16 protein-coding genes and 1 tRNA gene are annotated in these 14,662 nt (G+C 75.3%); 6 read left to right on the plus strand and 11 right to left on the minus strand.

Annotated elements, in window-relative coordinates; all coding sequences use genetic code 11:
* Window positions 1-8: 8 nt before the first annotated feature.
* The 9 genes from trxA to EXE50_RS06915 form a co-directional block, all read right to left on the minus strand.
* On the minus strand, window positions 9-497 hold the full coding sequence (trxA, locus tag EXE50_RS06875) for a thioredoxin (protein WP_053771881.1): 489 nt from the start codon (window positions 495-497) through the stop codon (window positions 9-11).
* A gap of 57 nt (window positions 498-554) precedes the next feature.
* Window positions 555-2,153, minus strand: coding sequence for a cobyric acid synthase (locus EXE50_RS06880; protein ID WP_137704682.1), 1,599 nt, complete (start codon window positions 2,151-2,153; stop codon window positions 555-557).
* Between the two features lie 19 nt (window positions 2,154-2,172).
* The gene (locus EXE50_RS06885; protein ID WP_137704683.1) at window positions 2,173-2,919 is read right to left on the minus strand and encodes a cob(I)yrinic acid a,c-diamide adenosyltransferase; all 747 of its coding nucleotides are present in this window, start codon (window positions 2,917-2,919) and stop codon (window positions 2,173-2,175) included.
* A complete protein-coding gene (locus EXE50_RS06890) occupies window positions 2,916-3,680 on the minus strand; it encodes an adenosylcobinamide amidohydrolase (protein ID WP_137704707.1) in 765 nt (254 codons plus the stop codon). The genes EXE50_RS06885 and EXE50_RS06890 overlap by 4 nt, the downstream gene beginning before the upstream one ends.
* Window positions 3,673-4,746 carry an aminotransferase class I/II-fold pyridoxal phosphate-dependent enzyme gene (locus EXE50_RS06895; RefSeq protein WP_137704684.1) on the minus strand — a complete coding sequence of 358 codons (1,074 nt, stop codon included), beginning with the start codon at window positions 4,744-4,746 and terminating at the stop codon, window positions 3,673-3,675. Before EXE50_RS06895 ends, EXE50_RS06890 begins: the two co-directional genes overlap by 8 nt.
* A complete protein-coding gene (locus EXE50_RS06900; RefSeq protein ID WP_053771974.1) occupies window positions 4,743-5,462 on the minus strand; it encodes an NTP transferase domain-containing protein in 720 nt (239 codons plus the stop codon). Before EXE50_RS06900 ends, EXE50_RS06895 begins: the two co-directional genes overlap by 4 nt.
* Window positions 5,462-6,271 carry an adenosylcobinamide-GDP ribazoletransferase gene (locus EXE50_RS06905; protein ID WP_082356862.1) on the minus strand — a complete coding sequence of 270 codons (810 nt, stop codon included), beginning with the start codon at window positions 6,269-6,271 and terminating at the stop codon, window positions 5,462-5,464. Before EXE50_RS06905 ends, EXE50_RS06900 begins: the two co-directional genes overlap by 1 nt.
* Window positions 6,262-7,281, minus strand: a complete 1,020-nt coding sequence (locus EXE50_RS06910) for a CobD/CbiB family cobalamin biosynthesis protein (protein ID WP_121600838.1) — start codon at window positions 7,279-7,281, stop codon at window positions 6,262-6,264. Before EXE50_RS06910 ends, EXE50_RS06905 begins: the two co-directional genes overlap by 10 nt.
* A 91-nt stretch (window positions 7,282-7,372) precedes the next feature.
* Window positions 7,373-8,488, minus strand: a complete 1,116-nt coding sequence (locus tag EXE50_RS06915) for a nicotinate-nucleotide--dimethylbenzimidazole phosphoribosyltransferase (RefSeq protein ID WP_137704685.1) — start codon at window positions 8,486-8,488, stop codon at window positions 7,373-7,375.
* Window positions 8,489-8,801: 313 nt separating this feature from the next.
* Here EXE50_RS06915 and EXE50_RS06920 point away from each other — a divergent pair, with 313 nt between their 5' ends.
* Complete coding sequence (locus EXE50_RS06920; protein WP_049931415.1) at window positions 8,802-9,392, plus strand: 50S ribosomal protein L15e; 591 nt, start codon at window positions 8,802-8,804, stop codon at window positions 9,390-9,392.
* 123 nt (window positions 9,393-9,515) lie between these two features.
* A complete protein-coding gene (locus tag EXE50_RS06925) occupies window positions 9,516-10,919 on the plus strand; it encodes a hypothetical protein (protein WP_137704686.1) in 1,404 nt (467 codons plus the stop codon).
* A 24-nt stretch (window positions 10,920-10,943) separates the two neighbouring features.
* On the opposite strand, the gene EXE50_RS06930 is transcribed toward EXE50_RS06925, so the two are convergent.
* On the minus strand, window positions 10,944-12,080 hold the full coding sequence (locus EXE50_RS06930) for a serine hydrolase (protein ID WP_137704687.1): 1,137 nt from the start codon (window positions 12,078-12,080) through the stop codon (window positions 10,944-10,946).
* Window positions 12,081-12,199: 119 nt separating this feature from the next.
* Here EXE50_RS06930 and EXE50_RS06935 point away from each other — a divergent pair, with 119 nt between their 5' ends.
* The gene (locus tag EXE50_RS06935; RefSeq protein ID WP_137704688.1) at window positions 12,200-13,012 is read left to right on the plus strand and encodes a molybdopterin-synthase adenylyltransferase MoeB; all 813 of its coding nucleotides are present in this window, start codon (window positions 12,200-12,202) and stop codon (window positions 13,010-13,012) included.
* Window positions 13,013-13,058: 46 nt separating this feature from the next.
* On the opposite strand, the gene EXE50_RS06940 is transcribed toward EXE50_RS06935, so the two are convergent.
* The gene (locus tag EXE50_RS06940) at window positions 13,059-13,454 is read right to left on the minus strand and encodes a zinc ribbon domain-containing protein (RefSeq protein ID WP_137704689.1); all 396 of its coding nucleotides are present in this window, start codon (window positions 13,452-13,454) and stop codon (window positions 13,059-13,061) included.
* 135 nt (window positions 13,455-13,589) lie between these two features.
* Here EXE50_RS06940 and EXE50_RS06945 point away from each other — a divergent pair, with 135 nt between their 5' ends.
* From EXE50_RS06945 to EXE50_RS06955, 3 genes are all read left to right on the plus strand, one after another.
* On the plus strand, window positions 13,590-13,970 hold the full coding sequence (locus tag EXE50_RS06945) for a Rid family detoxifying hydrolase (protein WP_137704690.1): 381 nt from the start codon (window positions 13,590-13,592) through the stop codon (window positions 13,968-13,970).
* Window positions 13,971-14,264, plus strand: a complete 294-nt coding sequence (locus EXE50_RS06950) for a hypothetical protein (RefSeq protein ID WP_137704691.1) — start codon at window positions 13,971-13,973, stop codon at window positions 14,262-14,264.
* Window positions 14,265-14,291: 27 nt separating this feature from the next.
* Window positions 14,292-14,373: transfer RNA gene (locus EXE50_RS06955), tRNA-Ser, on the plus strand.
* Window positions 14,374-14,662: the final 289 nt, after the last annotated feature.

A 14,662-nucleotide genomic window follows, 5' to 3' on the forward strand; every position in this document is an offset into this window, starting at 1 on the left:
GGCTCGCCTCAGGCGGCGTGTTCGGCGATCGCGGACTCCAGCGTCGCGCGGTCCTGCGCGCCGACGAAGCGGTCGACCGCCTCGCCGTCGGCGTACAGGACGAGCGTCGGGATGCTGCGCGCGCCCAGCTGCTGGGCGACCGCCTGGTTCGCGTCGACGTCCACCTTCGCGACCGCGGCGTCGGTCTCGGCGGCGAGCGCCTCGATCGCCGGCTCCATCATCTGACACGGCCCACACCAGTCGGCGTAACAGTCCACCAAGACCACGTCGTGCTCGTCGACCGCGCGCCGGAGCTCGTCCGTCCCGTTCACGTGGATCGGCTCGCTCGGGGTCGCCGCTCCGCGGCCGTCGCCGGCGTCGGGTCCGGCGCTCCCGTCGACCGCCTCGCCGTCGCCGAGGCGCGCCTCGAGCTCCCGCCGCTTCCGTTCGCGGATGCGCTCGCGCTCGGTCTTCGCGTCGTCGCCCGTCGGTTCGTCCGCGTCGGCTGCGTCGCTCATACCACAGTATTGGAGACTTAGAACAATATACCTTCCGCCGCCGGATCCGCTCGCGCGTCACTCCGTCGGCCCGAGGAGGCCGTCGAGCCCGGCCGCGCCCAGATCCACGTGCTCCGCGACGAGGTCGGCCGCGCGGTCGTACGGCGAGCGGTCGGTCGCCGCGCCGTTTGGACGCGCCAGGCCCGCGTGCGCGAAGACCCGCTCGACGAAGGCGTCGCGCACGGCCGCCGTCTCGAAGAGCCCGTGGAGGTACGTCCCGAGGACGCGCTCGGTCGCGACGCTCCCCGCGCCGAGCGGCTCGGTCGCGACCGCGGTCTCCGCCCCCTCGTCGGCCGCGTCGCCGAGGCGCCGCGTCCGCCCGGCGTGGATCTCGTACCCGGTCGCGCGCCCCGCGGCGCCGGCGATCGGTCCGACGCCCTCGACGGCGCACGTCACGCGCTCGACGCGCTTCTCCGTCGAGAACTCGGTCTCGACGGGGAGGAGCCCGACCCCCGGCACCGCCTCGCGGTCGCCGACGCCCTCGACGGCGGCGCCGACGAGCCGCTCGCCGAGGATCTGGTACCCGCCGCAGACGCCGACCACGGGGCCGTCGAACGCGCGCAGCGCCGCGCCGAAGCCGGCGTCGCGGAGCGCCAGCAGGTCGTCGACCGTGTTCTTCGACCCGGGGAGGACGACCGCGTCGACCCCGTCGAGCGCGGCGTCGAGCGGGAGGTAGGCGACGCGGACTCCCGGCTCGCGCGCCAGCGGCTCCAGGTCGGTGAAGTTGGAGATGCGCGGGAGCCGCGGGACCCCGACCCGGACGGCCGCGTCGTCGGCGACGCCCTCGTCGCTCCCGAGGACGCCCCCGCCGCGGTCGCTCCCGCCCGGTCCGTCCTCCTCCGCGTCCGGCAGCGAGAGGCTGTCCTCGGCCGGGAGCCCGGGGTCGTCGTGCGGGACGACGCCGACCACCGGCACGCCCGTCCGCGCCTCTATCTCCTCGATGCCGGGTTCGAGGAGGCTCGGGTCGCCGCGGAACTTCGTGATCACGGCGCCGCGGACGCGCTCGCGGAGGTCGTCGGGGAGCAGTTCGAGGGTCCCGTAGAGGCTCGCGAACGCCCCGCCGCGCTCGATGTCGACCGCGATCAGGACGTCGGCGTCCGCGAACCGGGCGCACTCGACGTTCGCGAGGTCGCGGTCGCGGAGGTTGATCTCGGCGACGCTGCCCGCGCCCTCCGCGACGATCACGTTGTGGCCGGCCGCGAGGCGCTCGTGGGCCGCGACCGCGGCCGCGCGCGCCGCCTCCCAGCGGTCGTCGTAGTACTCGCTCGCCGGGGCGTTCGCGACCGCCTCGCCGTCGATCACGACCTGGCTCTCGCCGCCGCCGCGGGGCTTGAGCAGCACGGGGTTCATGTCCGTCGTCGCCGGGACCTCGGCCGCCCGCGCTTGGACGTGCTGGGAGACGCCGACCTCGCCCCACTCGCCGTCGGGCGTCAGCGCGACCCGCGCGTTGTTGCTCATGTTCTGGGCCTTGTACGGCGCGACCGAGACGCCGCGCCGCGCGAGCAGCCGACAGAGCCCGGCCGCCAGCGTGCTCTTGCCGACGTGGCTCGCGGTCCCCGCGATCAGGACGGTGCGGGCGTCTCCCTCGGTCGCCGCCGCCGTCTCGCCGCCGGTCACGCGACCCCGCCCCCCATCGTCAGTACTCCGTCCCGCGCCGGGCGCGCCGGCCGTCGTCGAACGGGTGCGCGACCTTGCGGACGTTCGTTATCAGGTCGGCGACGCCGTCGAGGTACGCGGGCTCGGCGTGGCTCCCGGTGAGCACGAGTTCGAGGTCGCCCGGCTTCGACTCGGCGAGGGCGACGACGTCGTCGGGGGCGACGAGCCCGCGGTCGGCCGCGTACAGCAGCTCGTCGACGATCAGCATGTGGACGCCGTCCTCGGGGTCGCCGTCGAGCGGGAGCGGCTCGGTCAGGTCCGCGTCGGCCGCGCCCGCGACGAGCGCCTCCGCGCGCTCGAAGGCGGCGGCCGCCTTCGCCTCGTGTTCGTCGTCGGCCGAGCCGTCGAGCAGGCCGTGCCAGCCGTAGTGACCGGCGTTCTCGTAGGTGAACCCCGGAACGGCGGCGATGGCGTTGTACTCGCCGCGGACGCCCTCGACGCTGTCGGCGCCGCCCTTCATCAGCTGGAGCATGTGGACGCGGTAGCCGTGGCCCGCGGCGCGGAATCCCATCCCCATCGCCGCGGTCGTCTTCCCCTTCCCGTCGCCCCACCAGGCCTGAACGAGCCCGAACTCCTCGGGGGCGGCGGGCTCGATCGGTTCGGGCTCGGGGGCCTCGCCGCCGCCCGGGGTGCGGCTCCGGTCGGCGGCCGGGGTCGCGTCGCGCTCGCTGCCCTCGCCGTTCTCGTCGGTCGATGCCTCGTCGGTGGTGTCGTCGTTCGGTGTCATGGGTCGAAGACCTCCGCCCGCTCGTCGGTGACGACGCCGTGTTCGGCGTCGGCCGCCGGGCCGGGCACGTCGCCGTCCGGGTACCGCGACCGCAGGCTCGCGCGGACCGCGTCCCGGACGCAGGCGCGGGCCGCCCCGCCGACCGCCGTGGCGCTGCCGGAGAACGCCGCGGGCTCGCCCTCGGGGTCGTCGCCGACGACGACCGCGTCGCTCGTCGTCCCCGGGACGCCGGCCGCCGCGAGCAGCGTCGCCGCCTTCGCCTCGGCCGCGACCGCGACGAGGTTCGCCGCGGCCCCGGGCGCCAGCCGCCGCGTCGTCCCGACGACCAGGTTGACCGTTCCGGGGCCGGGCGGGCCCTCCGCGGCCTCCGTCGGCCCCTGCGACTCGGCCGCGCTGGCCGGATCCGCCGGCAGCATCGCGGGGTTCGAGAGGCCGACGGTCGCGTACGCGACGGCGGGTCCGAGCCGCGCCCCCCTGGCGTGGTCCATCGAGACGCCCGTGAACAGCGCCGGGGAGGCGTCGGGGTTTCGGTCTCCGCTACCGCCGTCGCCGACGCTGTCGTCGGCATCGCCGGCGAATCCAGCCCGCGCCAGTCGCTCGTCGCGGTAGGCCGCGAGGTCCGTCCGGTCGAACCCCTCCGAGACGGTGACGTTGTACGCGGCCGCCGCCCGCGACCGCCCGCCGTCCCAGCCGGTCGAGAGCCAGCGCGTCCCCGGTCGGCGGAGCCGGAGGACGCCCTCGCTGACGGTCGCCTCAAACATCGGCGTCCGCACCTCGGCTTCCGCCACCGCTCGAACCGCCGTCATCTCCCGCTTCGTCGCCGACCCCGAGCGCTGTGAGGAGCCGGTCGTTCTCGGCCGGGCGGCGCACCGCGACCCGGACGTGCGCGTCGAGGCCGCGGAAGGACCGCGCGTCGCGGACGGCGACGCCCCGGTCGCGGGCCCGCTCGATCACGCGGTCCACGTCGCGGTCGCCGACGTCGAGGAGGAGGTACGGCGCCTCCGAGGGGGCCACCGCGTAGCGCTCGCCGAGCGCGGCCCGCAGCCGGTCGCGCTCCCGCCTGACGCGCTCGCGGGTCTCGCGGACGAACTCCTCCTGCCGGAGGCAGTACTCGCCGGTCGCGAGCGCCGGCGCGCCCAGGTTCCACGTCCGGCGGGCGCCCCGCAGCGCCGCGCCGATGTCGCCCGTCGCGACCGCGAAGCCGGCCCGGATTCCGGGGAGCCCGAACAGCTTCGTGAGCGCCCGCGCGACGACGACGCCGTCGGTCCCCGCGAGCGACGCGCGCTCGGTGAACCCGAGGAACGCCTCGTCGACGAGCAGGACGGTCCCGGCCGCCCGACAGCGCTCCGCGAACGCGAGCAACGCGTCGCGGTCGTAGCCGGTCCCGGTGGGGTTGTTCGGGGTACAGACGACCGCGAGCGCGTGACCGCTCGGGTCGGCGTCGAGGACGCGGTCGGCGTCGGCGAACGACGGCTCGCCGCCCCGGAGCCGGACCTCGCGGGCGTACTCGCCGAAGCTCGGCGCCGGGACCAGGGCGGTGTCGCCCTCGTCGACCGCGAGCGCGACCGCGGCCCGGATCGCCGCCAGCCCGCCCGGAGTCGGGACCACGTCCCCGGGGTCGCAGCCCACGTAGTCGGCGGCCGCGCGCCGGAACGCCGCCGGCGGCTCGGGCGGGTACGTCCGCGCCCGCTCGAACGCCGCCCGGTAGACGCGCTCGACGCCGTCGGGGACCTCGGGGTTCGCGTTCGCGCTGAAGTCCAGCAGGTCGGGGTCGTCGCTGCTCCCGTGCGGCTCGCGGCCGAGCGCCGCGGCGCGCTCGCGGTTCACGACCGCCCACCTCCCTCGCGCGTCGCCGTCGCGTCGAGCCAGTCGACCCCGCCGGTCGGGAGCGGTTCGGGTCCGTCGCCGCCGAGCAGCCGTTCCGCGAGCCGGCGGTCCCCGGGGCGATTGACGTTGACGGCGAGGCGCGCGTCGCGGGTCGCCCGGACGGCCTCGTCGCCCGCGCCGTCGAGCGCGCCGACGACGTTGATCCCGGCGGGCACGAGGTCGCCGTCGACTCCCCCGCTCGCCTCGCCGTCGTCCGCCTCGTCGTACCGCGTCGCGGCGTCGGCGCTCGCGCCGAGCTCCCGCTTGCGCGCCGCGGGCACGCGGACCGAGAGCGCGTCGGCGTCGGCGGCGGCGTGCGCGCCGAGGACCGCGTCGACCGCCGGACCGTCGAGCAGCGGCAGGTCGACCGCGAGGGTGAGCGCCGGCGCGTCCGGTCCGGCTTCGAGGGCCGCCCGGAGGTCCGCGACGTACCCGTCGCCCGGCGTGTCGACCACCCGGAGGTCGACCGCTTCCGAGTCCGGATCGTCGGCACTCCCGTCCCGCCGCGCGACCAGTCGCTCGCGCGTCCGCGGCGCGTGCGGGGAGACGGCGGCGTACGCCGTCTCGACTCGGCTCGCGGCGAGCGCGTCGAGCGCGCGGTCGACCATCGACCGCCCGGCGACCGCCGCGAGCGGCTTCTCGCCCTCGCCGAGCCGGGTGCCCCGGCCGCCGCACATCACGAGAGCGTCCACGCGATCACCCCCGCGTGAATCCCGACGACCCGGGCGACCTCGGTCGTCGCGCCGAGCACGTCGCCGCTGACCCCGCCGAGGCGCGCGTTCGCCCACGCCAGCCCGACGACGGCGACGGCGCCCGCGGCGGCCAGCGCCGCGCCGGGGACGAACGCGGCGTCGAATCCGACGCCCGCCGCGGCCGCGGCGGGGCCCAGCAGCGCGGCGGGGGCCGCCGCGAGCGCGACCCAGATCAGGCCCCGCGGGCCGGACTCGGCGGTCAGCGCCGAGCCGAGCCCCTCGTGGGGGGCCTCGCCGACGCAGACGAGCGCGGCCGCGGCGCCCCTCGCGCCGACCTCGGCGGCGACGACGAGGGCGACGGCGTCGACGAGCGAGAGCCGGCCGAGGTCCACCGCCACCGTCGCCGCCGTCGCGAGGCCGAAGACGACGAGCGCCACCGCGAGCGCGCCGCCGACGCCGAGCGCCGAGTCCTTCATCACCTCGCGGCGGCGCTCGGCGTCCCCGTGGACGACCGCCGCGTCGCCGAGGTCGGCGACGCCGTCGAGGTGGGTGATCCCGGTGACGAGGTACAGCCACGCGGGGACCGCCGCCGCGACCGTGGGGGACGGGACCGGGACCGGGAGCAGCGTCGCGGCGGCGACCGGGAGCGCGACCAGGGCGCCGAGCGCGTAGGCGACCGCCGGCATCGCCGCCGGCGTCCGCCGGAACGCCTCCCAGGCCGCCTCGTCGCGGCCGACGGGGACCCGCGAGCAGAACCCGAGCGCGCCGCGGAGCGCGGCGACCGTCAGTACCACGCGACCACCCCCGCGAGCGCGAGGAGCCACCCCGCCGCGGCCGCGACCGCGACGCCGCCCGCGGCGCCGACGAGGCGCACGGCGTCCCGGGCGGCGGTCGGGGTCGGCGGCTCGGGTCCCCCGGGGAGCGCGTACGCGCCCGGCTTCTCCAAGCGGACGCCGAGCGCGACCGCGGCCGTCGCCATCGGCCACCCCGAGTTCGGGGAGGCGGGCTCGCGGGCCAGCGGCCGCGCACGTCGCAGGCTCCCGGGCGACCGAGCGGCGACCGCGAGACAGCACGCGGCGACCCGCGCCGGGAGGAACATGACGGCGTCGTCGAGCCGGGCGCTCGCCCGCCCCACCGGCTTCGAGCGGTAGCCGAGCATCGAGTCGAGCGTGTTCACGGCCTTCGCCCAGGCCGCGGCCGCGACGCCGGCGGCGAGCGCGGCCGACGGGGCGGCGGCGCCCCCCGCAGCGGCGGCGAGCGCGACGGCGACGGTCGCGCCCGCGACGAACCAGGCGAGGGGCGCGACGAACCCGTCCGCGAGGTTCTCGGCGGCGCTCTCGACCGCGGCGCTCCGGAGGTCGGCCGGCGAGAGGGCGGCGGGGTCGCGCCCGACGAGCGCCCGGACGGACTCCCGGGCCGCGTCGGGGTCGGCCTCGCTCTCCGCGACCACCTCGCTCGTCACGTCGAGCAGCATGCGCAGGCTCGCGACCGAGAAGCAGACGGCGGCCGCGACGGCGACGGCAAGGACCGGAACGTCGCCGACTCGCGGCCCGCGGGCGGCCGCGAGCCAGACGCCCCCGCCGCAGACCGCGGCCGAAACAAGTGGGAGCGCGACCGCGACCGGGGCGCCGACGAGTCCCGGACGCGCCCACTCGCGGTCGAAGGGCCCGACGAGGCGCCCGAACAGCGCGACCGGATGGACCCGTCGGGGCGGCTCCGCGACCGCGAGGTCCAGCGCGACGGCGACGGCGAGCGGGGCGACCAGCGTGACCGCCGCGGCCGGGAGCGGCCCGGTCCCCGTCACCCTTCCACCTCGTCGGGGAACGCGTCGAACGCGTCGCTCGTCGCGTGGACGCGGCAGTGCGTGCCGAGGGTCCGGTGTCCGACGAGCCCCCTCACCGCCGGTCGCCCCCGTCGGTCGGCGTCGAGCCGTCGGGTTCCGCGTCGCCGCTCCCGTCGCTCGCCCTCCGCTCGGCGAGCAGTCGGTCGGTCACGGCGGCGATCCGATCGCGGACGGCGGCGTCGGTGACCCTCGCCCGGTCGGCGAGCGCGAGCGCCCCGCCCATCCCGACGCCCTCCTTCGCCTCGCCGCGGGCGTACGCCGCCAGCGCGGGGTGGTCGCCCTCGGCGAACCCGGGGTCGGCCGCCGCGAGCGCTAGGTCGAGGTCGCCCGCGAGCGCCGGGAGGTCCGCCGTGGGGTCGTCGGCGACGAGCGACGTGGTCGCCAGCGGGAGCCGGCGGTCGACGCCGGCGTGCCGCGCGAGCGCCGCCGCGGCCGCGAGCTGGGTGCCGCCCGCGAGCGTGGCGTCGATCCCCGCGTCCGCGCAGCCGACGAGGAGCCCGGCGACCGCGGCGAGGACCGGGTCGCCGGCCAGCCGGACCGCCTCGATCGGGTCGCCCGCCGCGCCGCCCGGGTCGAGGCCGCTCGCGTCCAGCCCCTCGGCGACGACTCGGCGCTTGCGTTCGATCGGGTTCGCCGGGAGCGACGAGGAGACCGCGGCGCGCTCGCCGAGCGCCGTCAGGACTCCGAGCGCCGTCGTCGTGCCGCCCGGGATCGTCTCCGCGACGAGGAGCTCGGTCGCCCCGTCGCCGCCCGCGTCGTCGCCGCTCCCGGACGCGGCGAGGGCCGGCGCCAGCGACCGCGCGCGCTCGAAGACGGTCGCCGCCCCCGGGACCGGTTCCGGGTCGCGCACGTCGCCGCCCGGCGCCGCGCCGACGCCGCGCGTCGCGGCCGCGGTGGGCGCTCCCAGCCCGGCGTCGACGAACGCGACGGGAAGCGACTCGGGGCCGAGCAGCTCGCGGACGGCGCGGGTGACGACCGCGGGGGTCGGACAGCCGCCCGGGCTCACCGGCACGGGCGAGCCCGGCCCCGGGCGGCCGGACGCGACGATCTCGAGGTCGGCGCTCGGCGTGTGGACGCGCAGGTCTGGGTCGGCGCCCGCGGCGCTGATCCCGTCGATCGCGGCCGTCTCGGTCGTCCCGGCGACGACGACGAGGGTCACGTCCCCCACCGGACACCCCCTCCGTCGAGGCCGCGTCGCCCCGGCGCGGCGTCGATGTGTACCACTGGCGGTTAATCGATACAAGTGAACTTTAATCGATCGACGCGGGGCGCCGGGAGCGGAGCCGAGCCTCCCTGTCACTCCTCCGCACGCGACCCGCGGAGCGAAGCGGTTAAGGGCGGACCGCGGGTAAATCCGCCAACTCGCTGGTGCGGACACAGCGGGCACTCGCCGCCGGGAACGTCGGGTCGGCCGACGCGCGCCCGGGACGAGACGACATGTGGCCCCTCGCGGCTGAATCGCAACCGTCCGCGGACACACAATGGCACGAAGCTTCTACTCGCACATCAAGGAGGCGTGGCGGTCCCCCAAGGAGGGGAAACTGGCCGAGCTGCAGTGGCAGCGCAAACAGGAGTGGCGCGACCAGGGCGCCATCGAGCGCATCGAGCGCCCCACCCGGCTGGACAAGGCCCGCGAACTGGGCTACAAGGCCAAGCAGGGCGTCATCGTCGCCCGCGTGAGCGTCCGGAAGGGCGGCTCGCGCAAGCAGCGCTTCAAGGCGGGCCGCCGCTCGAAGCGCCAGGGCGTCAACCGCGTCTCGCGGCGCAAGTCGATCCAGCGCATCGCCGAGGAGCGCGCCTCGCGGAAGTACCGCAACCTCCGCGTGCTCAACTCCTACTGGGTCGGTGAGGACGGCTCCCAGAAGTGGCACGAGGTCATCCTCGTGGACCCCGCCCACCCCGCGATCGAGAACGACGACGACCTGAACTGGATCTGCTCGGACGACCACAAGGGCCGCGCGTACCGCGGCCTCACCTCCGCCGGCACCAAGGGCCGCGGCCAGCGCAAGCGCGGCAAGGGCACCGAGAAGACGCGCCCGAGCGTCACCTCGAACGACCGGCAGGGCAAGTAACGCCCCCGACGACGCCGACGTTTTTCCTCGCGGTCCGCGATCCCGACGAGCCGCGGCGCCGTGCGACCGCGACGCAAGAGCAAAGACACCGCGTCACATACCCACGTACGTGGCGATCGTTACGTGACCGCGAACGCGCCCATTCCGCCCGACCCGTTCGCGACCGAACTCGAGTCGCTCGACGGCGACGCGTTCGCGGCGCTCGTCGCCGAGGCGTACGCGGCGACCGCCGACGCCGTCGACGTCGACCCGCCGCGGGTCACGGTGACCGAGGGCGGCCGACGGACCGAACTGCTCGCGGTCGCGGCCGCCGATGGGATTGTCCCCGACGCCCCGGCGGACGCCGTCGTCGTCGCGAGCGACTCGCTGCTCGACGACCTCGACGCCGGGTTCGACGCCGACGTGGTGGCCCCGGCCGACCTCCGAGAGCGCCTGCTGTACGGCGTCCCGCCGGCGACGGCGAACGACATTTCCGACCGGTTCCTCGGCGTGCCGATCCGGTCCGCGGCCTACGAGAGCGCGGCCGCCCCCGCCGCCGACGCACCGGACTCCGGTACCGGCCCGGCGGACGCCGACGCGGTGACGGACGACGGCGACGAGTCGGGTGCCGCCGCGCCGGGCGCCGCCTCGTCCGAAACCACCGGTGATGACGCCGGTTCGGGTCTCCGGTCCGCCGACCGCACCGCCTCCGGTTCGTCGGGCGATTCGGGGGCCGACGCTCGACCGAGGGACGAGGTGGCCGCGACGGACACGAGAAACGAGGCGGCCGCGACCGACGCGAGCCACGCCGCCGCGGCCGATACGAGCGACGAGGCGACTCCGACCGACGGCGCGACCGAACGGACGGACCGACGGGCGCTCCTCGCGGCGGTCGGCGTCGCCGTCCTCCTCGTCGCGGCGGCCGGGGCCGGGTTCGCCGCCGGCGCCGCCGGGGTCGGCGGTCCGGACGGCCTCGCCGGCGTGGGGGGCGGCGGGGCGAGCGACCCGGCCGCGGGCGACTCGGACCCGACGGGAGCGGCGAACGAGAGCGACGGCGGGAGCGGCGGATCGACCGACGGCGACGGTGCGAACACCGTCTCGGTCGCGGACGGCGACCCGACCGGTGAGGCCGCGCGGAACACGGCGCCGTCGCCCACCTGCGAGCGGTCCGCGCTCCAGGTCGTCCAGATCCAGATGAACGCGCTCCGCTACAACGACAACGCGACGAACGACGGGATCCGGACCCTCCGGGCGTTCGCCTCGCCGGGGAACAGGGACCTGGTCGGCTCGACCGGGGAGTACGCCGACCTGTTCGAGACGCCGCGGTACGGACCGATGCTCACGTACGACACCGCCCAGTACTCCGTGCCGGACGTCGTCGACGACGCCGCCTACGTCGAGGTCGTCACCCGGGAGAACGGCAGCGTCACCGGTCGGTACGAGTTCCGACTCGTGCGCGTCGCCGGCGGGAGCGGGGACACGGACACCTCCCTCGGCGACGTGGACGACTGCTGGATGACCGACGCCGTGGCGGCGTCGACCGAGTGAGTCGGCGCGCCTCGCTCTCGGGGCTCAGTCGAGCCCGTCGAGCAGTTTCGCGTAGAACCGGTCCTGTTCGGTCCGCGCGTCGGTCTCTTCGGCGTTCTCGTCGTAGCGCAGCCACCGGAGCACGACGACGAGGTCGTGTTCGGGGTCGACCCAGACGGTGTTCTGTCCGTGGCCGAGGGCGGCGTACGCCGACTCGGGGGCGCTCGGCCACAGCGTCCGCCCCTCGTTGAGCCACCACAGGTAGCCGTAGCTCTCGTTGACCTCACAGGGCTCGGTCGACGCGTCGACCCACGCCTCGGAGAGCAGTCGGTTCCCGTCCCACTCCCCGCCGTTGAGGTACAGCAGCCCGACCCGCGCGAGGTCGCGGGCGGAGATCCACAGCCCGCCGCCCCAGTGACCGCCGCCGGAGACGCTCTTCATCGCCGTCCCGTCCACGTCGACCGTCGAGTTGTGGTAGCCGTGCCACTCCCAGGTGTCGGTGGCGCCGACGGGTCCCATGACGTGCTCGGCGAGCACGCGGGGGAGCGGCCGGCCGATCGTTCGCAGGAGCGCCAGCGAGAGGCGGTTGATCCGCACGTCGTTGTACTCCCAGAACGTCCCCGGCTCGCGGAGCGACCGCGTCTCCGACTTGTCGAGCGCCTCGCCGTCCTTCCCGACCGCCCGGTTGCGGTCGACGGCGTCGGGCTTGCCGAACAGCGTCCCCTCCCACTCGCTGGTCTGGTGGAGCAGGTGGCGCCACGTGATCGCCCCGTTGTGGTCGCCCTCGAACCCGCCGTCGTCGACGTACTCGCGGACGGGGTCGTCGACTGAGTCGATCCCGCCGCGGTCCCACGCGACGCCCGCGACGACCGAGAGGAAGCTCTTGGCGACGCTGAACGCCTGGTCCACGCGGCGGGTGTCGCCCCACTCCGCGACGAGGTAGCCGTCCTTGAGGACGAGCCCCGCGGGGCCGCCGCGCCGCGCGGGGTGGGGCCCGATCCGCTGCCCGTGCTCGCCTTCGGCGTCGTCCCACGTCTCGTGGTCCGCGAAGTCGTAGTCGATCTGCTCGCGCGGCGTCCCGTTCAGCTTGTGGTAGGCGACTGCGGCCGTGACGGCGTCCGGATCGAGCCCGGCCGCCTCGGGGTCGCGCCGTTCCCACTCGTCCGCGTCGGGGAAGTACATAACTCGCTTTCAGTGCTCACCCCCTTCAGTCGTTCGCGTACTGCGACGTTCCGCCGGGGTCGGCGCCTCGACCGCAGCCCGGGAACACGATTATATCCGCGCCCGCACAGGTCGTAGGCATGAGTCTCTCGCTCGACGCGACCCAACTCGACCGCTACTCCCGGCACGTCATCCTCGACGACGTCGGTCCGGAGGGGCAAAAGCGGCTGCTCGACGCCCGCGTCCTCGTCGTCGGCGCGGGCGGGCTCGGCGCCCCGGCGATCCAGTACCTCGCGGCCGCGGGGGTCGGGGCGATCGGGATCGTCGACGACGACGTCGTCGAGCGCTCGAACCTCCAGCGACAGGTTATCCACGGGGACGGCGACGTGGGACGGAAGAAGGTCGACTCTGCGGCCGACTTCGTCGCCGACCGCAACCCCGACGTCGACGTCGAGCGCCACGAGCTGCGGCTCGACGCGGGCAACGCCCGCGAGCTGATCGCCGACCACGACGTGGTCGTGGACTGCTCGGACAACTTCGCCACCCGCTACGTGGTGAACGACGCGGCCCGGATCGAGGGGGTGCCGGTGTCGCACGGCGCCATCTACAAGTTCGAGGGGCAGGTGACGACGCTCTCGCCGGACGGCCCCTGCTACCGGTGCCTGTTCCCCGAGCCGCCGGAGCCGGGGACGATGCCCGACTGCGCGAGCACGGGCGTCCTCGGCGTCCTCCCGGGGACGGTCGGCTGCCTTCAGGCGACCGAGGCCGCGAAGCTGATCATGGACGTGGGCGACCCGCTCGTCGGCCGGATGCTGTTCTACGACGCGATGGACCTCTCGTTCGAGACGGTGCCGTACGCGCGCAACCCCGACTGTCCGGTGTGCGGCGACGACGGCATCGACAGCATCGACGGCATCGACTACGCGGCCGGGTGTCAGATCGACGCGGCCTGAGTCGGCCCGCTCGCCCCGTCCCCCGCGAGGCGCGCGCCCCGACCGCTCACAGCGACCGGTCGGCCATCGCGGTCCCCGCGGTGACGCCGGCGTCCTCGTCGACGAACCCCGACCGGACGCACCACCGGCAGTACCGGTACCCCGCCCGGTTCTCCGCGCCGCAGTGCCGGCAGACGACGGTCTCGCCGTCGGCGTCCAGCGGCGGCGGGTCGCCCCCGTCGGGCTCCCCCGCCCCGCTCGCCGAGCCGGCGTCGCCGTCGAGCGCGAGCGTCGGTCCGACCTCGGGCCCCTCGCCGTCGCCGTCCGACGACCGGGCCGCGGCCGAACCGAGCAGCTCCGCCGGGTCGCGGTTCCGCCGGACGAGCAGCCACGTCACCGCGAGGTTCAGCGCCGCCACGCCGACGAATATCGCGGCGAGCGGCAGGAGCTGGTCTCCCGTCATACGTGGCGTGTTACCATTCCATGCGCTTGTGTCTGACGGTGATTCCGACCGTCCGCGACCGCGATCCGGGCCCCGCGCCGACCGGCGGTCCCGCTCCAGAGTACTCTTGAGGCCGCCGGTCGAAGGCGCACCCGCATGAAAGAGACGATCCACACGGACGACGCCCCGGCGGCGGTGGGCGCGTACAGCCAGGCGACGACCGACGGCGACCTCGTGTTCACGGCCGGGCAGATCCCGCTGACGCCCGCGGGCGACCTGCTCGACGACGCCCCGATCGCGGTCCAGACGGAGCAGGCGCTCGACAACCTCCTCGCGGTGCTGGAGGAGGCCGGCGCCGGTCCCGAGGACGTGCTCAAGACGACGGTGTTCATGGCCGACATCGGCGACTTCGACGCGATGAACGAGACGTACGCCGACTACTTCGACGCGTCGCCGCCGGCCCGCTCCGCGGTCGAGGCCGGCGCGCTCCCGAAGGGGGCGGGCGTCGAGATCGAGGCCGTCGCCGTCGTCGAGTAGATGGCCGACGGCGAGGGCGGGTCGGAGAGCGAGTCGGACGCCGCGACCGACGGGTCCGTCCCCGCGCCCGGCGCGCCGGCCACCCCGCGTGCCCGAGCGCGCTCCGCGGCGCTGTGGGGGATCGTCGGCGGGTTCGCCTTCCTCGTGCTCGCGCAGGGGTACCGGCTCCTCGGTCCCGGATCGCTACCGCTCGGTCTCGGCGGGCTGGCGCTCGTCGCGCTCGCGGTCGCGGTCGCGTCGACCGGTATTACGTATCTCGCCGAGGTCCGGGTGCGCGCGAAAAGAAGGACTTAACAGTCGCACCGGATTATCTTCGCGTGAGCCAGGATGGCCGAGTGGTAAGGCGCACGCCTGGAAAGCGTGTTCCCATCCGGGATCGGGGGTTCAAATCCCTCTCCTGGCGTTTTCGACGAACGACACGGCGAGCGTAGCGAGCCGTTCGTCGAAAACCCAACTGAGTGGATTTGAATCAGGGAGTGAAGCGAGCGAAGCGAGCGAAACGACTGAGGTTCAAATCCCTCTCCTGGCGCTTCGCTGTCGCAACAACGAGCGAGGAGCGACAGCGACGAGCGAGTCCGGAATTATCGAGTCTACCCAGTTCGAGTCCGTTGAAATCCTCGGAGCGCGATGCGCTTCTGTCTTGTATTCAGTACGGAAATACGGTGAAAAACTACAAACAGATCTATCCGAAA

Origin of the sequence: Halorubrum sp. ARQ200 (assembly GCF_005435115.1) — an archaeon.
GTDB classification, from domain to species: domain Archaea; phylum Halobacteriota; class Halobacteria; order Halobacteriales; family Haloferacaceae; genus Halorubrum; species Halorubrum tropicale.